This is a genomic window from Corynebacterium tuingiense (genome assembly GCF_046718165.1).
Classification (GTDB): Bacteria; Actinomycetota; Actinomycetes; order Mycobacteriales; family Mycobacteriaceae; genus Corynebacterium.
In genome coordinates this window covers 64,561-82,709 of record NZ_CP177101.1, presented here as the reverse complement: position 1 = coordinate 82,709, position 18,149 = coordinate 64,561, and the positions used below count along the sequence as shown (strand labels likewise).

At 58.0% G+C, this 18,149-nt stretch carries 23 protein-coding genes; 6 read left to right on the top strand and 17 right to left on the bottom strand.

The window, feature by feature from the left end; genetic code table 11:
* Positions 1-28: 28 nt before the first annotated feature.
* Complete coding sequence (locus tag ACLI1T_RS00420) at positions 29-598, bottom strand: TIGR00730 family Rossman fold protein (RefSeq protein ID WP_034653731.1); 570 nt, start codon at positions 596-598, stop codon at positions 29-31.
* Positions 599-706: 108 nt separating this feature from the next.
* Here ACLI1T_RS00420 and ACLI1T_RS00415 point away from each other — a divergent pair, with 108 nt between their 5' ends.
* Positions 707-1,840 (top strand): ROK family transcriptional regulator, encoded by a 1,134-nt coding sequence (locus ACLI1T_RS00415; RefSeq protein ID WP_411702736.1) that lies wholly within the window; start codon positions 707-709, stop codon positions 1,838-1,840.
* Here ACLI1T_RS00415 and ACLI1T_RS00410 read toward each other — a convergent pair.
* The 6 genes from ACLI1T_RS00410 to amn all read right to left on the bottom strand — a co-directional run bounded on the left by ACLI1T_RS00410 (position 1,823) and on the right by amn (position 7,125).
* Positions 1,823-2,419 carry an HAD-IA family hydrolase gene (locus ACLI1T_RS00410; RefSeq protein WP_284831726.1) on the bottom strand — a complete coding sequence of 199 codons (597 nt, stop codon included), beginning with the start codon at positions 2,417-2,419 and terminating at the stop codon, positions 1,823-1,825. The two genes, ACLI1T_RS00415 and ACLI1T_RS00410, sit on opposite strands and share 18 nt — an antisense overlap.
* Before the next feature lie 12 nt (positions 2,420-2,431).
* Positions 2,432-2,785 (bottom strand): hypothetical protein, encoded by a 354-nt coding sequence (locus tag ACLI1T_RS00405; RefSeq protein ID WP_349837042.1) that lies wholly within the window; start codon positions 2,783-2,785, stop codon positions 2,432-2,434.
* 74 nt (positions 2,786-2,859) lie between these two features.
* The gene (locus tag ACLI1T_RS00400) at positions 2,860-3,348 is read right to left on the bottom strand and encodes a ferritin (RefSeq protein WP_005276181.1); all 489 of its coding nucleotides are present in this window, start codon (positions 3,346-3,348) and stop codon (positions 2,860-2,862) included.
* 285 nt (positions 3,349-3,633) lie between these two features.
* Entirely contained in the window at positions 3,634-5,115 is a 1,482-nt protein-coding gene (locus ACLI1T_RS00395) for a SulP family inorganic anion transporter (RefSeq protein WP_411702735.1), read from the bottom strand.
* 21 nt (positions 5,116-5,136) lie between these two features.
* Complete coding sequence (locus ACLI1T_RS00390) at positions 5,137-5,649, bottom strand: phosphoribosyltransferase (protein ID WP_005276176.1); 513 nt, start codon at positions 5,647-5,649, stop codon at positions 5,137-5,139.
* Between the two features lie 72 nt (positions 5,650-5,721).
* Positions 5,722-7,125, bottom strand: a complete 1,404-nt coding sequence (gene amn, locus ACLI1T_RS00385) for an AMP nucleosidase (RefSeq protein ID WP_237792262.1) — start codon at positions 7,123-7,125, stop codon at positions 5,722-5,724.
* Between the two features lie 440 nt (positions 7,126-7,565).
* Between amn and ACLI1T_RS00380 the strand changes: the two genes are divergently transcribed.
* Positions 7,566-8,579: an esterase/lipase family protein gene (locus ACLI1T_RS00380; RefSeq protein ID WP_411702734.1), complete on the top strand. Its 1,014-nt coding sequence runs from the start codon at positions 7,566-7,568 to the stop codon at positions 8,577-8,579.
* On the opposite strand, the gene ACLI1T_RS00375 is transcribed toward ACLI1T_RS00380, so the two are convergent.
* From ACLI1T_RS00375 to bioB, 4 genes are all read right to left on the bottom strand, one after another.
* Positions 8,580-9,503 carry a Sir2 family NAD-dependent protein deacetylase gene (locus ACLI1T_RS00375; RefSeq protein ID WP_411702733.1) on the bottom strand — a complete coding sequence of 308 codons (924 nt, stop codon included), beginning with the start codon at positions 9,501-9,503 and terminating at the stop codon, positions 8,580-8,582. It lies immediately after the preceding gene.
* Positions 9,504-9,513: 10 nt separating this feature from the next.
* A complete protein-coding gene (locus ACLI1T_RS00370) occupies positions 9,514-10,635 on the bottom strand; it encodes an ATP-binding protein (RefSeq protein WP_139027178.1) in 1,122 nt (373 codons plus the stop codon).
* A gap of 220 nt (positions 10,636-10,855) precedes the next feature.
* Positions 10,856-11,119, bottom strand: coding sequence for a hypothetical protein (locus ACLI1T_RS00365; RefSeq protein ID WP_023024778.1), 264 nt, complete (start codon positions 11,117-11,119; stop codon positions 10,856-10,858).
* Entirely contained in the window at positions 11,119-12,099 is a 981-nt protein-coding gene (gene bioB, locus ACLI1T_RS00360) for a biotin synthase BioB (RefSeq protein WP_005276160.1), read from the bottom strand. The genes ACLI1T_RS00365 and bioB overlap by 1 nt, the downstream gene beginning before the upstream one ends.
* A gap of 77 nt (positions 12,100-12,176) precedes the next feature.
* Here bioB and ACLI1T_RS00355 point away from each other — a divergent pair, with 77 nt between their 5' ends.
* Entirely contained in the window at positions 12,177-13,484 is a 1,308-nt protein-coding gene (locus ACLI1T_RS00355; protein WP_237792259.1) for a M20/M25/M40 family metallo-hydrolase, read from the top strand.
* A gap of 16 nt (positions 13,485-13,500) precedes the next feature.
* Here ACLI1T_RS00355 and ACLI1T_RS00350 read toward each other — a convergent pair whose 3' ends face one another.
* Genes ACLI1T_RS00350 through ACLI1T_RS00340 form a run of 3 tightly spaced genes read right to left on the bottom strand, consistent with a single transcriptional unit; the run spans position 13,501 to position 14,955 of the window.
* Entirely contained in the window at positions 13,501-13,806 is a 306-nt protein-coding gene (locus tag ACLI1T_RS00350) for a CHY zinc finger protein (protein ID WP_239269684.1), read from the bottom strand.
* Positions 13,784-14,614, bottom strand: a complete 831-nt coding sequence (locus ACLI1T_RS00345) for a hypothetical protein (protein WP_239269685.1) — start codon at positions 14,612-14,614, stop codon at positions 13,784-13,786. The genes ACLI1T_RS00350 and ACLI1T_RS00345 overlap by 23 nt, the downstream gene beginning before the upstream one ends.
* The gene (locus tag ACLI1T_RS00340; RefSeq protein WP_349887036.1) at positions 14,614-14,955 is read right to left on the bottom strand and encodes a heme transporter; all 342 of its coding nucleotides are present in this window, start codon (positions 14,953-14,955) and stop codon (positions 14,614-14,616) included. The genes ACLI1T_RS00345 and ACLI1T_RS00340 overlap by 1 nt, the downstream gene beginning before the upstream one ends.
* Positions 14,956-15,182: 227 nt before the next feature.
* On the opposite strand from ACLI1T_RS00340, the gene ACLI1T_RS00335 reads away from it, so the two are divergent.
* Genes ACLI1T_RS00335 through ACLI1T_RS00325 form a run of 3 tightly spaced genes read left to right on the top strand, consistent with a single transcriptional unit; the run spans position 15,183 to position 17,167 of the window.
* A complete protein-coding gene (locus ACLI1T_RS00335) occupies positions 15,183-16,316 on the top strand; it encodes an HNH endonuclease signature motif containing protein (RefSeq protein ID WP_411702732.1) in 1,134 nt (377 codons plus the stop codon).
* Positions 16,317-16,344: 28 nt separating this feature from the next.
* The gene (locus ACLI1T_RS00330; protein ID WP_005280529.1) at positions 16,345-16,926 is read left to right on the top strand and encodes an LURP-one-related/scramblase family protein; all 582 of its coding nucleotides are present in this window, start codon (positions 16,345-16,347) and stop codon (positions 16,924-16,926) included.
* 49 nt (positions 16,927-16,975) lie between these two features.
* Positions 16,976-17,167, top strand: coding sequence for a hypothetical protein (locus tag ACLI1T_RS00325; RefSeq protein WP_411702731.1), 192 nt, complete (start codon positions 16,976-16,978; stop codon positions 17,165-17,167).
* A 48-nt stretch (positions 17,168-17,215) separates the two neighbouring features.
* On the opposite strand, the gene ACLI1T_RS00320 is transcribed toward ACLI1T_RS00325, so the two are convergent.
* The 3 genes from ACLI1T_RS00320 to ACLI1T_RS00310 are packed head-to-tail and all read right to left on the bottom strand — an operon-like array spanning position 17,216 to position 18,123.
* Entirely contained in the window at positions 17,216-17,686 is a 471-nt protein-coding gene (locus ACLI1T_RS00320) for an integrase core domain-containing protein (protein WP_411702730.1), read from the bottom strand.
* On the bottom strand, positions 17,568-17,849 hold the full coding sequence (locus tag ACLI1T_RS00315; protein ID WP_411702729.1) for a DDE-type integrase/transposase/recombinase: 282 nt from the start codon (positions 17,847-17,849) through the stop codon (positions 17,568-17,570). Before ACLI1T_RS00315 ends, ACLI1T_RS00320 begins: the two co-directional genes overlap by 119 nt.
* A complete protein-coding gene (locus ACLI1T_RS00310; protein WP_349887040.1) occupies positions 17,761-18,123 on the bottom strand; it encodes an IS3 family transposase in 363 nt (120 codons plus the stop codon). Before ACLI1T_RS00310 ends, ACLI1T_RS00315 begins: the two co-directional genes overlap by 89 nt.
* Between the last annotated feature and the right edge of the window lie 26 nt (positions 18,124-18,149).

Here is an 18,149-nt window from a genome sequence, read left to right as displayed (position 1 = left end):
CCCCACCCAAATGTTGCAAACTTGTTAGCTAATCGTTGTTCCACTTCGTGCCCGGGTAGTGCCACTGGACAAAACCATCCAGCACGGCCGCGGGATTTTCCTCTATGACCAGTGCTTTTACAAAGCGAGGCAGGATGAAGCCCGCCTCAGCCATGGCGGCATACATGTCATAAAAGGGCTGCCAAAAACCTTCCACGTCAACCAAGCCAACGGGCCCACGAATGCTGCCCAGCTGTTGTTGGGTCAGTACCTCTGTCACTTCCTCCAACGTGCCCACGCCGCCGGGCAAACAGATAAAGGCATCCGCCAGCTGCTCCATCCGGGTTTTCCGCTCGGCCATAGAATCCACGACCTCGAGGCGGGTCAAGCCTGGGTGGGAGATCTCTAAATCCACCAGGGATTGCGGCATGACGCCAGTGACGGTGCCGCCGGCCTTCAAGCAGGAGTTGGCAACCTCACGCATGAGGCCGATATTTCCGCCGCCATAGACCAAGTTCAGCCCGCGACGGGCAAGCTCGCCGCCCAAGTGTTGTGCCGCTGCGCTATAGGCGGGCGAATTGCCCACGGCGGAACCACAATAAACCGCTACTGATTTCATGCGCCCCAGCATAGGGAATTTTCGGCCTACCTCCACCTTTAGACCATTCGGTACATACACCTATGAATAGATTAGACAAAGCAGTCTGTGACACATATACTTTCTTTCATGATCAAACCTGGCCCCGTGTTCACGCGCCCCCGTACACCGGCTGCTAAGTGCCTTCACCTGGTGCGCCTGAATCCGATCATTACCCGTAGTGAGCTGGTAGAAGCCACCGGACTCTCCCAGCCCACCATTACCCGCGCTACCACCGCGCTCCTCAACGCAGGACTCATCCAAGAGCGCACCGACCTCACCCAATCCCAGGGCCGGGGCCGCCCTACCGTTCCCCTCGAGGCCGCGGATAATAACTGGGTACTCGGCGGCATCGCTGTCGGCACCTCTGAGACCTATATCGGCCTCTATGACATCAAGGGCCGCACCGTTTCAGAAGAAGAGATCGCCACTCCTGTCGCCCGCCTGACGGAGGAAGACTTTCTTGAACACATCATGGCCGGCATCAACCGCATGATGACGGGCCTAGATCGCCGGCTCGTGGCCTTGGGGATTACCACCTCGGGCACCGTGGATGAAGAGGGCCTAGTCACCGCGGATAACCTGGGTTGGCACGGCGTGGATATCGCCGCGCGCCTGCGCTTCCAATTTAGCGTTCCCGTGGTTGTTACCTCTGCCATTTCCGCCATTTTGGGCTCGGAGACCCAGGCTGCCGAGATTGGCACGAACGAGCGCGTTCTCCTGCTCTTCGCGGATGATTCCTTAGGATCTGCGCTCTCCGTCGATGACGAGGTCAATTCCATCATCCCGCTCCCGCAGACCCACTCTGACGTGCTGGGCCACGGCGCTTCCGAACACCTCTTGGCCACCCAGTCCATCCTGGAGGCCGTGCGCCGCCACGGCATCGAGGCCAGTACCCTGCCCGAGGTCGCGACCATCGCCGAGTCCAATTCAGCCGTGCGCGCCATTTTGGATGAGCGCGCCCGCCAGCTGGGCCAGATTACGGCGGACATGGTCCACGAATACGCACCAAAAACCGTGGTCATTGCCGGCGGGGCCTTTACCGGCGATTCCCGCGCGCCCCAGCTTTTTGCCTCCACCGTGCGCGATTCTGCCTCGGACGATCTGGAGCTGCGCATGATTCCAAGCCACAAAGAAATCGTGCGAGCCGTCGCCCGCACCGTGGCCACCGATCAGCTATTGCGCGAGCCATTGGAGCTCGGCCGCTCACTCCAGACCGCGTAATACCTCGCGCGCGGAGTCGATGCCGGTAAACAGGTGGGATTGCAACCCGCAATAGGTAGCGCCCTCGATGTAGTCGATGCGGTCATCAAAGAAGTGCGTGTCCTTAGGCTGCGCCGCGAGCGCGTCCACCGCCACCCGGTAGGCCTCAGGATGCGGTTTGGCCACCCCGATATCGCAGCTCAGCGTTACCGCCGCACACTCTGCCAACCACGGGTGCTGCGCGCGCACCTGTTCCGCCAGGGTCGTGGGTATATTGGATAAAATCCCGACGCTAAAGCCCTCCCCGATGAGCCCTTTGACCAGCGCTACCATCTCTGGGTCCGCCTCGAGCAGGTACTGATTCTCGCAGGCCACGGCCCCAGCGCAGTCAATGGGCTCCATACCCGCACGGGCGGCTATCTCGTTCCAGTAGTGGCTATCGCTAAAAATTCCGGCATCGTAATCGGGCCGGAAATAGTTATAGGCCTCCCAGAATGCCTCCGGGTTCGCAGGCGCGAGGAAGCGCTCCAGTTCAGCGTGCGCTTCCGGCGTGGCGGGGCGCAGCAGCACGCCGTACAGATCAAACAGCAACTTCGGCATAATGCGTCCAGTTTATGCGCGCCTAGTAGCTTGGGTCTGCAGTGCCACAATCCCCACCGCGGTACCGGCGATAAAAATCACCAGCGCCGCCGTTGCCTGCGCCATCGGTAACACGATGAGCACGGCCAACGAGGCCAGAATCAGCATTCCACTCAAGGAATATAAGGAGCGGTTGACCAGCCCGCGCTTGCCGATGACCCCACACGCCAGCATCACCACCCCCGCAAACGGACTCAGCATGAGCGCCGCGGTGGTCAAAAAGATGCCGAGGGTCACGTGGCTTGAGATGACCGCAGCACCGATGATGAGGCTTAATGCCAATACCGCCAGGGTGGCAGAGAGGGTTGCTTTGAGGTGTGCAGACATACGTCAATCCTCCCACAGCAGCCCAGTGCTATGGGAGGATTGATTTAAATCTTGATGTGTTTGTTATTCACAACTTAGGAGTTGCGGTTAGCCAAACGGGAATCGATGCGCAGCAGGCCAGCGCCATCGTTGCCCACCAGCTTGATCTGGTCGATGATCTCAGAAACAGTGTCCTCTTCCTCGATCTGCTCAGCCAGGAACCAGTCAATGAGCTGACGGGAGTCCAGGTCCTGGATGTCAAGGGCAACGCGGGCGATCTCGCGGATCTGCTCGGAGACCTTCTGCTCGTGTGCCAAGGAAGCCTCGAACGCATCCAGCGGGGTGGCAGCCTTGATGGAGCCAACCGGGATATCGTTAAGCTCTACGCGGTAGCCGCGTGCCAAGAGGTGATCCGCAAGCTTCTGTGCGTGGACGCGCTCTTCGCTAGCCTGAGCCATGAACCAGTCGCGCATGCCCGGGAAGGACAGGTTGTCCATCTCGTAGGCCAGCTGGGTGTAGACCATAGCGGCGCCGTGCTCGTTAATGACCTGATTGTTTAGCAGAGTTTGCAGCTTCTCATCCATTGCTAAATCCTTTCTGTAGGAATCAATTAATTGGTTGTAGGCACTACAATACCCAAATAAAATCTCCCGTCTAGCAAGGTATGCTTAATCAAACCCGCACCTCAGGGGCATTTTTCAGGTTGGATCACCTAAGTTAGTTAAGACAAAGCTGCTCCACGGCACGAAGTTAATATCGCCTAATAGTTCGAGGTCATTGCCCTAAACGGTCAATCTCGCCGCGCTAGTCCACTCCATCCAACGCTTCTCAGCCGGTACGCTTACGCACATCACGCTCGCAATGTGATATTAATCACCCAGTTGCCCACTCAGGCGCTCCAGGCGCTGCGCGCTCGCCCCATCGAGGCCCCGAAACTCCACCTCAATGCCGCGGTCCGCGTACTTTTTCTGCACCGCATCCAGCGTCGCCACCGTCGAGGCATCCCAGACCTCGGCATCGGAAAGGTCCACCACCACGAAGTCCGTATCAAGCGTGTAATCAAAGGCGTAAACCAAATCATTCGAGGAGGCGAAGAAGAGTTGGCCATGCACCACGTAGGTATATCCATCTACCAACTCAACTTCCACGAGGTGCGCCACCCGGCGGGCAAAGCCAATCGATGCAGCCACCACGCCTAAGACCACTCCTACCGCCAGGTTATGCGTGGCCAGCGTGCCCGCGACCGTCAGCAGCATGACGAGGATTTCAGAAAGCGGCATCAGCTTGAGCGTGCGCGGGCGGATGGAATGCCAATTGACCGTCGTCGCCGCCACGAGGATCATCACCGCGACCAGCGCGGCCATCGGAATGCGGCCTACCGCCTCGCCGAAAAGCAGGCACAGCACGAGGAGGAAGGCGCCGGCGAGGAACGTCGACAAGCGCGTGCGCGCCTGGGATACCTTGACGCCGATCATCGTCTGGCCAATCATCGCACACACGCCCATGCCACCAATGGCTGCGGCCAATATATTGCCAATGCCCTGGCCAAAGGACTCGCGGGTCTTATCGGAATGGGTATCCGTAATGTCATCGACAAGCTTCGCCGTCAGCAGCGATTCCATCAGGCCCACCAGCGCCATCCCAAAGGCATAGGGCGCAATTACCTGCAGGGTCTCCAGGTTCCACGGAATATCTGGAATGAATAGTCCCGGCAGCGTCGTAGGCAGCTCGCCCTGGTCCGCCACATCCGGCACCTTCCACCCAGCCGCGCCGGCGATGATGCTCACCACCACGATGGTCACCAACGGCGCCGGAATTGCCTGGGTAAACCGCGGCAAAATGATCATGATGGCCAGGCCAATGGCCACCAGCACATAGACCATCCAGGGGACATCAATAAGGTGCGGCAGCTGCGCGGTAAACATCATAATGCCCAGCGCATTGACGAATCCCGTCATCACCGAACGCGGGATAAAGCGCATGAGCTTGGCGATGCCCACCCACGCCAACAGCACCTGGATGATACCGGCCGCAAGCACTGCCGCCACCACATAATCATGCCCATACTCGTGCGCGAGCGGGGCCACCACCAGGGCAACCGCGCCGGCCGCCGCGGAAATCATGGCGGGGCGCCCGCCGGTAAAGGCGATGGCCATCGCCATAATCACCGAGGAATACAGCCCCACCCGCGGGTCGAGGCCGGCGAGAATAGAAAAGCTTAAAACTTCCGGGATCAAAGCAAGCGCCACCGCCAGTCCACCGAGCGCCTCCTTGCGCAAACGCGCAGGTGAGGAAAAGGCAAAGCGGAAACTGGCGATGACGCCGGTGGGTGCAGGCTGCTCGTTAATCACGCCTGCACATACTAGTAGCTACTACGAGCCTTCCTGAAAGGAGCCATCCGCCGTGATGACCGGCAGCACCGACCAGGCAAAGTTGATCCACTTATCCGTCTTCTTCCAGGAATAATCCGGCTCGAAAATGGTCTTCGGCTTGGTGTAGACGACAGCGGAACGCACCTCATCGGCAGTTTCTTCCAAGAAGTTCACCACCAGATCCAAGGTCTTGCCGGAATCGGCCACGTCATCAACGACGAGCACCTTCTTGCCCTTGAGGGAATCCGTATCCAACTGCGGGGACAAGATGATCGGCTCATCCAAGGTCTGGCCAATATCGGTGTAGAACTCCACGTTGATAGCGCCCATGGCCTTGACCCCGATGGCATAACCAATGGCACCGGCCGGGATCAGGCCGCCGCGGGCAACGCCCACGATCAAGTCAGGAAACCAGCCGGATTCCACGATTTGCTCCGAAAGATTCCGGCTCGCTTCGCCGAAGACTTCCCAAGTGAGGTTCTCCCGGTCCGGGTGGATCCAATTCTCAGTCACGATTGCGCGGCTCCTTTTGCGTCATGGGCTTTCTTTGTAGTTTAACTAGCGATACCTACCAAGGGAAAGCAGCTACCGGAAAGGAACCTCTCCCAACGTGCGCCGCAGCTTGCGCGTGCGCAGGCGCTCCGGGTTTTCTGCCAGCTGTTCCACCGCGCGCACCGCGCACATGACGTGGGCTTCCTTGGAGTTAGAATAAAACGCCTGGGCCTGCGCCGGCAGCTTCGGCACGGCGTGCAGCGGCAGATCCGATACGGAAAGCAGCGTGCCATAAGGCACGCGGTAGCGGTACCCATTTGCCGCCAAGGCGCACGATTCCATGTCCACCGCCACCGCGGTAGAAGTGCGCAACCACTCCCACAGATCCCGGCTGGTGCGCCACTCCCAATCGCGGTCATCGGTCGATAGCACCGTGCCGGTGCGCATGAGCGAATTATCGCTGCCGTAGACCTCATCCACGGCCGCCTCCAGCATGCGCTGGACCTCTGGAATGGCCGGAATCGGCGTGGAAGAAACCACCTGCCGGTCCAAGATGTGGTCGTGGCGCTCGTAGGCATTGCCCAAGATCAGGTCTCCGATGCGCATGCGCCCATCCATGCCGGCGCAGTGGCCAATCATGATCCAGGCCTCCGGCCGCAGCACGGCCAAGCAATCCGTAATCGTCTTGGCATTCGATGGCCCTACACCAATGTTGATCATCGTGATGCCATCGCCGCCCGCGGTAATGAGATCGAACCGGGGCATCTGAAAGCGCGAGGTCAGCGTCAGCCCATCTAGGTCGAGGTCCACCGCATCATTAGGGTGAATGGTCTCCCCATTGGGCAATACGAGCGCCGTATACCGCGAATCCTCCTTGGTCAACTCGCGCAGGCCGAATTTCACGAATTCCGTGGTGTGCATCGCGTAATTGGTAAACAGAATGTATTTCTGCACCGTATCGACCTCGATGCCGGTGTAGTGCTCAATGCGCGCACAGGCAATATCGAAACGCTGCGCTCCGAAGTGAAAGAGCGGCTTTTCTTCGCCGTGGAAGGCATCCCACTCACCATCAATAATCGCATCGTTGACCTCATCCAAGGTCGGGCGCGGGATGGGTCCGCGCTCCTGCGGGGCCGCCGGGGCATCCTTGATGTATTCCGGCGGAATGCGCTCATCCGATTGGCCCACGAAGATATCGCACGGATAGTTATTGGTCAGCCGCGTCAGCTGCTCGTGCAAGTACTCCCGGATGATGTGCGGCTTGGAGACGACCGCAGAATACTTGCCGGCCTCGTCCACATAGCCAAAGGGCTCGGAGCGGTCGATCGGCTGCCATTTACGGATCTCCACGGTCACCTTGGGATAGACCACGTGGCGATAATCATCGAGGGTGCCGGAGGCAAGAGCCTCGCGCGCCATCTCGCACGAGGTTTCATAATGCTCAATTAAGCGAGTCACCGCTTCATCTACGGAGTGGACATGCTGCAGATCGGTCATAACCGCGAGTTTAGCGGGGACAGCGCAGTACGGCAGCGGAGTCTTTTCCAGCTCTGAATCCGGAACACCCACTTGGTATCGTTAGCTCTATGCCTGCCATTAATATTGGGGTGGAGCTTTTTGTCGCCACCCGTGAATTTCCCGTTGATCTTCCCATTCCCCCGCGTGAGGATGAAGCACCCGCCGCCTGCTTCGACGACTAACCCTCCCGAGGCATAAACGAAGGCCCGCCGACTGCGCATCGGCGGGCCCTCTCCCCATGACTAATCTCTGGCACTTAGCGGCAAGGAGTGGAGCGCCCTACGCCGTAAGCACCGCCCGTGATTAGGCAAGCCTAAGTTTACAAAGATTATGGCGTGAGGTCAAGGGCTTTCTCCATAAATTTCTTCAACTTTTCTAAAGAGGCCATTTACCTGCATTAACGCGTATGATTGGAAGGCATGGCTGTCGAATCTCTTGCAGAGTTGAAAAGCATTATTTCTGAACAACTCCTCAAATTCGGGCGCGTGAACGAGGAAGATGCACCCGAAGAAAAAGATTCGCCACGCCTTGGCATCGCCTCCCCGGCCGCGGCCAGTGCTTTGCAGGATGACGTCGCCGACGAGATCGTTGACCGCCTCAAGGCCGAAAAGGACAAGTCCAGTCCCGGCGATTCCGCCCTCGATGCCGATGCCGCAAGGACCCTGCCCCTCGGCGCACGCACGAAGCCGCGCGGCGTTTTCGAAGACGATTGGGGCGCCCGCCCAAGCGACGAGCGCCCCTGGCCGGTCATCCTGATCCACGGCACCTGCGATACCAAGGGCGTCTGGCAGATTATGGGCAATATCTTGCGCCAGGACGGCTGGGCGGTCTTTGCCCCTGACTACGGTCACCGCGCCACGCAGACCATCCCGGAATCGTCGCAGCAGCTCGGCGCGTATATCGATACCGTGCTCGCCGTCACCGGAGCAGAAAAGGTCATCTTGGTAGGCCACTCCCAGGGCGGACTGCTCGCGCGGTACTGGATGCGCATGGACGGCGGCGCCGAGAAGGTCATCCACCTCATGAGCATTAGCGCACCTAATCATGGGACGACCCACGGGGGCATCGCCAGTCGCCTCATCCGTACCCAACGCCAAGAGGCGGTGATCCGCTCCATTATCGATGGCTGGTTTGGCCCCGCCGGCATGGACCAGGTGGTAGGCAGCGAGGTGCTTCGCGATGTCAACCGCGACGGCGACCTCGAATCCGACGTGAGCTACACCTGCATCGCCACGCGTTCCGATGCCGTCGTCGTCCCGCCCGAGACCTGCTTCCTCGACCCAGAGGGCGCTCCTGAGGGTGCGGTGCGCAATATCTATATCCAAGATTTTGACCGCCACGCCGTGGTCATGCACGAAGATATGCCCATGGATAGGCGCGTGCACGCCATCGTGCGCACGCTGCTCAGGATGGTAGAGCACACGCCGCGTTGATTAAATCTCCAACTCATCGAGCAGGGCATCAAAAGCCGGGCCCACCTGCGTGCGCCACAGCGTATCCACCTTCTTATCCCCGCGGCCTGGCCCGCAATTGATAACGGCCACGCGCTTGCCCTGCTTCTTCGCCTCAAGCACGAAGCGGTATCCGCTCATCACCGCCAGCGAAGAACCGGCCACCAGCAGCGAATTAGCCTCGTTCAATAGCGCAAAGGCCGCATCCCGCCGCGTGGCTGGCACGGGCTCGCCAAAATACACCACGTCCGGCTTGAGCAGCTCCGATCCGCAACGCTCGCAGCCAGCCATCCGGAACGCCGCAACATCTTTCTCATCCAGCGTCACGTCACCATCCGGGTTAACTTGGTCCCTTTCCACGACTAGGCGCTCCAGGTATCCCGGGTTCGCGGCAGCCAATCGCGCGTCGAAGTGCCCGCGATCCTCATGGTGACCACACAGCAGGCACACCACGGTTTCCATATCACCGTGCAGCGTCACCAACCTCTCCGTACCCGCCCGTTTATGCAGGCCATCCACGTTTTGGGTGACCACACCATTAACCAGCCCGGCGCGCTCCAACTCCACGAGCGCATAATGCGTGCGATTCGGCGCCGCGGAATCCATCACGCGCCAGCCCACAAAACTGCGCGCCCAATACCTATGGCTAGCGGCCGGATCATGGCGAAATTCCTGATACGTCATCGGCCGGTGCCTGCTCAGCGAGCCCCGCGGTCCGCGATAATCCGGCACCCCCGATTCCGTCGATACCCCCGCCCCCGTCAGCACCATCACCGGCCCTTCTCGCAGCTGCTTGGCGATGTCCCCCAATGCCTTGCCCGCCTCCGTGCGCGGCGCCGTCTCCTCCACGACACGCGCAATCGATCGCAGCGCGGACTGATGAGCATGGGCTACAGCGGGATCCATACCCACCAATCTAATCAAGCGCCTTCAAGTACTGCTCAACGGGGACTACCTGCGCACCATTCGCTTCGAAGGAATGCTGGCCGCGGTATAGCACTGTGCGGTTTGCGGGTTTGATCTCCAGCTCTTCACCTACAGTCGCGAGATGACGCGTGTATTTGGAATGATAGGTCTGCGATGCCTTGATTTCATAAGCCTTAGGATCGCCGCCCGTAAAATCCAATAGGTCGATTTCTCTTTTAGAACTATCCCGATAGAACCGTAGATCCGGCTTGCGACCAGAGTGAATATGCGTTTTCATGGTTTCTGCTACCACCATATTTTCACACACTGCACCTGACTGTGGATGCACAGAAAGTTCTTCTGGTGAAGAAATACCAAGAAGGTGGCACAACAGGCCAGTATCATAGAAATACAACTTCGCGGTCTTAGTAAGCACCTTCCGGGGATTGGAATGGTGGCTGGGTAAAGAAAATATGATGAAACTAGACTCCAGAATTGAGACCCAATTTTTTACCGTCTGGAAAGAAACATCAATCTCATTTGCGATTGCGGAATAGTTAATTAAGTTTCCAGCTTGCAGCGCACAGACCTTAATGAATCGCCAAAAGCTATCACTATTCCGAACATTGAGTAACCCACTCACATCCCGTTGGAGATAAGTCTGCACGTAGTTTTCAAAATAGATTTCCGGAGGAATTTGAGCCTGGTACAAGCGCGGATATCCACCACGAACCATAAATTCATCAACGGTCAGATCAGCTGATATAGAGCGAGCTTCCATGAGGCCGAAGGGCAACAAATGACTGATCCCAACGCGGCCCGCCAGCGATTGCGTTATGGATTCCATAAGCAAGAAATTTTGCGATCCGGATAAGATATATTGCCCAGGGCTTCCCACTTCATCCGAGCGAAGTTGGACAACGGAAAACAGGTCCGGTGCATATTGAGCCTCATCTATAATCAACGGTCCACTTTGGCTCGAAAGGAAACCCACAGGATCTTCTTGTGCCACCCTTCGAATACTTGGATCCTCAAGATTGAGGTATGACAAGTCCGGAAACATTTCTCTCAGAAGAGTCGACTTCCCAGACTGCCGCGGCCCCGTCACGCTGACAACTGGAAACCATTTCATTAACTGCGTTATAGATCCACTGAGCTGCCGAGGAACAAACATAAATTTACCAAATTTCGCAAGTAGGACGCACCAAATCTCTAAAGTAGAGAGTACCAAATCTCTAAAGTAGGACGCACCAAATTTCGCAAGTAGGATTACCTACCCGCAGTTCACGGCTGTTTTTCAATAGAAAAAAGAGCCGCCTGCCTTGCGGCAGCGGCTCCTTATCTTGGTAGTGCTAACTCTCTGGTAGCTGCTCTACGTATAACCACTCAGAATCTAGCTCCCCGTGACGCGAGCACTTAGTGTGCCAGCCATCGGGGCGCACCTGGGCCACCATGCGGCGGCCACAGATCTGGCAGTAGCGCGGCACGTCGAGGCCGGCGGCTGCAGCGGGGTGTAGCGTGAAGACCTCTTCGATCGGCTTGCCGGTATTGGGGTGGAAAATTGGCTCGTCCCCGGCCAGGACGGCGGTTGCCAACTCAGAGTTCGGCTCGGACACTACAGAGCCTTGATCGGGAGATCGATGCGGCCCAGCATGTCCACATCCTTTTCGATTTCCTGACCCAAGGTGGTCAAGTAGTTGCCGGCAATGATGGCGTTGATGCCGCCGAGCAAACCGCGCTCGGTGCCGTCATCGCCAAGCGAAAGCTCGCGGCCGCCAGCGAAGCGGAGGGTGGTGGAGGGCATCGCCAAGCGGAATGCAGCAACGGCGCGCAGGCCCTCACCCAGCGGAACCAGCGGACGGTCAGCGAACGGGGTGCCCGGGCGAGGGTCGAGGAAGTTCATCGGAACCTCGCACGGATCGATCTCTGCCAGCTGGGCTGCGAACTCGGCGCGCTGCTCCAGGGACTCGCCCATGCCGATGATGCCGCCACAGCAGACTTCCATGCCTACCTCGCGCACGTAGTCCAGGGTCTTCTTGCGCTCTTCCCAGGTGTGGGTGGTGACCACGTTGGGGAAGTAGGAGCGGGAGGTCTCCAGGTTGTGGTTGTAGCGCTGTGCGCCCATGTCCTTCAGGCGCTGTGCCTGCTCGCGGGTCAGGGTGCCCAGGGAGCAGGAAATCTCGATGTCAACGGCATCGTTAATGGCGGCGATGGCCTCGCCCACCTGGTCCAGCAGGCGGTCATCCGGGGACTTCACCGCGGCGACGATGCAGAATTCGGTGGCGCCGGTCTTGGCGGTCTTCTGTGCCGCCTCCACCAGTTCAGGGATGTTCAGGCGCACTGCACGCACGGGGGACTCAAAAAGGCCGGACTGGGAGCAGAAGTGGCAATCTTCTGGGCAACCACCAGTCTTGATGGAGATAATGCCTTCCACCGATACGTCCGGGCCGCACCACTTCAGGCGGGTCTGGTGGGCGATATCAGCAATTTCTTCCAGCTGGGAATCTGGAACCTGCAGTACTTGTAGTAGTTCTTCCTGGTTAAGGCCTTTGCCTTGCTCCAGAGCTTTCTCACGGGCGATGTCGATGATGCTCATGCAGTGAACCATACTTGAACGCCGTTCAACTTTGGCCAAAATCACAAAATTTTTTTCGCGGGATTACCCTAAGGGGCATGACGCTTTACGATGACACCCTCGAGCTCCTCCAAGAACTCATCCGCAATGCTTGCGTGAACGACCTCACCCCGGATTCCGGCTTTGAGGTGCGCAATGCCGATACGCTAGAGAACTTCTTTGCCGGTGAAGACGTCTCCATCGAGCGCTTTGAATCCCACCCCGGCCGCGTGTCCATCGTGGTCACCGTTCCCGGCGATCCCGCCAAGGAGCCCCTCACCCTTATGGGGCATACCGATGTCGTTCCCGTCGACGAGCCCAAGTGGACCAAGCCGCCCTTCGAGGCCCTCATTGAAGACGGCAAGCTCTACGGCCGCGGTTCCGTAGACATGCTCTTTATTACCGCCACCATGGCAGCCGTCACCCGCGAGGTAGCGCGCGCCGGCAACCCCGGCGGAACGCTTGCCTTCGTGGGCATGGCCGATGAAGAGGCCCGCGGTGGCTTGGGCGTGCGGTGGATGGCAGAAAACCACCCCGATGCCTTCTCCTGGAAGAACTGCCTCTCCGAGACCGGCGGTAGCCACCTGCCCGGCGCGGTGGGCTTCAACGTGGGCGAAAAGGGCGCCGGTCAGCGCCGCCTCCACGTCACCGGCGATGCCGGGCACGGCTCAACGCCCTACGGCAAGGACTTTGCCATCGTAAAGATTGGCGAGGTCGCCCGCCGCATCGCCGAGGCCGAGCCACCCACAGCCTCCAACGAGATCTGGGAGGGCTTCGTCCGCACCTTCAAGTTCGATCCTGAGACCGAAAAAGAGCTTATCGATGGCACCGGTGACTACACCAAGTTCGGCAACCTCGATGCCTACGCCCACGCCTTTAGCCACACCACCATCGCCGAGACCGTCCTGCGTGCCGGCGGGGCCATCAATGTGCTGCCTTCCCACGCCTACCTTGAGATGGATATCCGCCCCTTCCCTGGGCAAACCCAGGAAGACTTGGACGATTTCCTCCGCAGCGCACTGGGCGATCTTGCCGATGAGGTAGAAATCGAACACCTCATTACCGAAAACGCCACCCAGTCCTCCACCGATACCGAGCTCTGGCGCACCATTGAGGCCACCGCCAAAGAGTTCTTCCCCAATAAAGACGTCGTCCCCGTCCACGCCACCGGTGGTTCCGACCTCCGCTTCGCCCGCCGCAAGGGCGGCAATGCCTATGGCTTTGCGATGCACGCCGAGGGCCGCGATATGGCCAGCGCCAACTCGCAATTACACAGCCACGATGAGCACCTCTACCTCGAGGACCTAGATCTCACCGTGCGCGCCTACCACAGCTTGGTCAACCGCTTTTTGGGTCTGAACCAGTAGCACTCTCCCCTCGCTTTTACGCGGTGACCTGAAAATAGATCCCGGCATGCGCACTGCAGCCGGGATTAAACATATGCCCACACTTCGGGCATGCCTCGACAGAGGAATACAGCCGGTAATCCATCTCGAGGCCACAGGAACCGCAGAGGGCAGCGGGGGCATCGACAAGCATGGGCCCAAACTCATGATCCGTCAGCTCCGCATGGCACAGCGCGCACGCGAAGTACTCGCCGCAGGTCGCGCACTTATTGGCCACCACGTCGAGCGGGGAATGCCAATGCTTGCACCGGCCCTCCGCATCAATCGCGCCGCGAATCTTCATGGTTCTGCCACTCCTTCTTCTTCGCCTCCGACTTCTTTGCATTGCGCACCGCCATCACCCCAAAGGCAATGGCAATAACTATAGGCATCCACACCCTGCTGTAATCCATAAGGAAAACCACCCATTCCGGAGGTACAAAGTGCACCGCAAACTGCGGCGCGGGCAAGGTAATCTGCGGTGGCTCCGGCAGGTTCGGCAAATTTGGCAGCGGAAGGTAAATCTCTGGGAAATCTACATCTGGCAGCTCCCAATCCGGCAGCAAGCGCGAGAGGATGCGGCTAATAATAGGAGCCAAAACAATCATCGCGATGGCCCACCCGGACTTCCCCAGCCCACCGAGCAGTGGATACAGCACGCGCTTGAAGGGGCTTTCTTCCATTGCCCGGCGCCGCTTTTCACCCAAGGAGCCCGGCGGCGGATCAAAGGCCACGGCCTCCTCCCCATCGCGGTAGTAGACATCCTGTATCTCCCCGAAGGGCGTGGCTTGGATATCTACATAAGGCTTAGTCAGCGGCGCACTATTCTCACTGAATGAGAGATCGTTTTCCAGATTCTTCTGCAATGAATAACGGCCGCCACGCGGCTTGTCGTGCCGGCTGCGAACCTCGCCATTGACCACGATCTGCATGCGGGGTGCAGGATTCTTGCGCCAGAGCTGGATGCGGTGGATAAAGGGGGCATCGCCAAGCACCGGCGTAAATTCCTTCGGCTCCTTGGGCCATTCGCCCTGCTCAGCGAACTCGGCATCGTAGCCGCGCTCAACCTCGAGCAGGCCAGCCTCAGGGTGATCCAACCGCCAGATTTCCATCAGCGCTTCCTCAACTTGGCGCCCAATTTGCTAGCTCCCAACGCCAAAAGGACCACTACCGGCAGGTAAATCCATGTCCCCTCGTTGAAGTACATCGCCATGGCTGCGAAATAGGCGATGCCCGCAACCCAGAAGATGGTCCATGAGTAGCGGAATGTGGTGGCATCGATAAGAGCAATAAGCACGGTAAGCCCACCCATGATGCCGAGCAATACCGTGCCGGAAACCGCCTGGTAAATCGCCGGCGGGAGCACCAAGAAGACAGCGATCATTGCCAAGGGTGCCCACCACTGCCACCACGCGCGGCCGGGTTCTTCCTGCGTTTCCTGCTCCTGACTCATACCTTCCTCAAGCTAGCACATAATTTGCTTTTAAGCTGGTTATCCTGACCGAAGAATATGCAGTCCTACCTGCGAAAACGCGTTAAAACAGGCGAATGTCCGGCGGGTGTTCTATAGTGTTTTTCGTACACACGTTCACAATACAAATTTAGGTTTTAAGCGCCATGGAAGATCCCTACTTTTCCACGACCAACACCAAAGACCCCACTACACGCTTAGCTTTTGAAATGCGAAAGGCCGAATATGAGTTCTGGACTGAACAGATCCCTGATCTCGATTCTGATTTCGAATTAGTAACCCAATCCCTCTACCGCACCACCGGAGTTAATGAAGGGCGAATCGGCCATATCCTAATGGCCCTGTACCGCCTAGAAGAGCTGCCCCAGCTGAAAGAACTGCAGCACCAGCTCTACCACTTAGATTTAGACCGCCTCATTGCCATCAATAAATCCCTCAACCGCCTGGGCAACCCGACCCCGGAGGTAGTCGCGCGCATCGATGAGCAGCTCACCGCCTACCTCACCCCCACCCGCGCCAACCAGTCCATGCGGACGCAAGCGCAGATTAAAAGGAAGATTAATGAGCTCATCAACCTTGAAGATGACACCCTTGCGGTCAAAAAGGGGCCGACCCAGCCGCGCTACACCATGGAGAATTGGGGAAACAATACCGCAGCAATGACGCTGAGCGCGGAGCCTTCGGTAATGGCGTGCGTAGATAAGTGCATCAAGGAGACTGCGCTCAAGCTGGATTGCTCGCTTGCCGATGCCGCCATTTCCCTCCTCACCGGCAATACCGAAGCGCCCCAGGTCATCCTGAATGCCTACAAGGCAACCGATGTCCCCAACTCCCCCGCATTCATTGAATCCGTTGGGTGGCTCGACCCGGCGCGCTCCAACGCGCTGCCCTACTCCAAGATCCGGGACATGAACCCGGATAAGGAGGTTAAGGGATACGTCACCCCACCGGATATGGCAGCCTACCTCGAAGGATTCGACGGCACCTGCCGCTACCCTGGCTGCAACCGCCCTGCCACGGTGTGCCAGAAGGATCACCGCATCAACCACGCGGATGGCGGGCCGACGACGCCCGCAAACCTTGCCTGCCTGTGCCAGCACCACCACAACATAAAGACCGATGGCCGCGTCTTCTACGTCATGGACCCACACACCCGGGACATTATTTGGCTCTTCGAGGACGGCACCTGGACCGTCACCGAGCCCTCCGGCCCACTAGCGGAAAAGAATAAGAATTGGGTGCAAACTTTTGCACGAACCATGACCGCCCACCGCGTGCGAGCCTACGAAGAGGCCCACGAAGCACAGGAAGAAGCAAAAACCACCCCTAGGGAGGAGGATTAAAAACGCCCACTGCCATACATTGGCTGGCATGATGCAAAAATTATTCACGCTCGACGAGCTGGTTATTTCCCAAACCAAGTCCCTCCTCAAAGATCGATTCATGATTTCTGATGTCAACGGGACCCCAGTGGGCACCATTGTGCAATCCACCAGCCTTAAGGAGATGGTGTTTAAACCCTCCCGCAGCTTGGAGGTCGCGCTCACGGATGCCGAAGGCAACCCCCAACAAACAGTCATGACAATCTCGGATCCGGCGAATTTTTTGAGGGATACCTACAAAGTACACCTACCGGGAATTGAACAGCCCATGGCCGTTATCACCAAGCGCTTCTCCATGTTCAAAACGAAGATGGAATTAACAATGGAGGGCTTTGCCGACGTCGAAGTGCACGGCGATTTCTGGGATTGGAACCTCACCATCACCTCCCAGGATCACCAGCTTGCCGATGTCTCCAATAAGTGGACCGGCATGGGCAACTACTTCATGGGTAAAAACACGTATCTCCTGCGGATCGCGCCAGACCTCAACGAGCAGCAGCACGCCGCCATCATCGGCGCCGTAATGAGCATGGATATGCTGCGCACGAAGAAAAAGAAAAACAGCAACTAGGTGCGCACATGGGCATCATTGCAAACGGTGTTTCAGGACCGGTCCTACTGTGAGCACGGAGGTTCCAATCCCGGATACGGCCAGTGCCGCGGCCGGGCCTATGGCGCTCACGACAGGCGCCCCGATGATGTACCCGATAAGCATTGCAGAGCTATTTATCGATCCCATCGTAGAAAGGGCTTTGGGCTTCACCCCATCAGCTACGGTTCCCACCACGATGATTCGCAGTGCGGCCACTTGAATGGCATTGCATACTCCGCCAAGGAATGAAGTGCCCCGAGTTTTGCTCCTAGGCATTTGCCTTGATTTCTATTATTGCCTGTGGCGGGTTCTGCTTCCAAAACTCGGTTTCCACCTCGGCTGGGGTTCGGTATCCCAAGCTTTGGTGGAGCCTTGTCTCGTTCCACCATGACACCCACTCGAACGTCGCAATTTCTACCTCGATAACATCATTCCACCTGCGAGTATGGATGAGTTCGTTCTTATGAGGGGCCGTTAACGTTTTCAGCCAGTGCATTGTCATATAAGTCACCACACTTCCGGTGGAAGCAGTGATCCCGTGTTGGGCAAGTCGCTGGTTGTAGACCACGCTGACATACTGCGATCCGTGATCCGAATGGTGAATGAGACCTGTTGTTTCCTCAGCACACACGATTGCCTGGTTGAGAGCTTGCAGCGGCAGTGCTTGAAGTCCGCATCGAGTCTGATAACGCCCACCCAACGATCCGTCGGGAGTAAACGTCGGTGACAAACGCGGCATACACAAAGCCTTTCTTCGTGCGCACGTAGGTAATGTCGGCCACCCACAGCTTATTCGGGCCCCGGGCTTTAAATTCACGCTCGACCAAATCCGGGCGCAGATCCGGCACGTTGAGGTGTACGCGTTGTGATTGGTGATCCGCCTGTGCCTGTGCCAGAAACACCAGCCAGGCGCATCAGCCGAGCGGTTTGTTCACGACCGATATCGATTCCGTCACGGTGAAGCGCATGCCACATTTTCCGCACGCCGTAAACACCGTCATTATCCCGATGAACAGCACTAATGCGTTCAACCAACGCAGCATCGCGAAGTCGACGAGCACTTAACCCACGGGCCTTGGACTGGCGATACCCACGCGAGGTGATAAACCCACCAGCCCGGTTATTCTTCAACGCCAGTGCAGATGAACTCGACAGAGAAATAATTCCGGTTTTCATCGATGAACCGGATCATTTCTTAACGT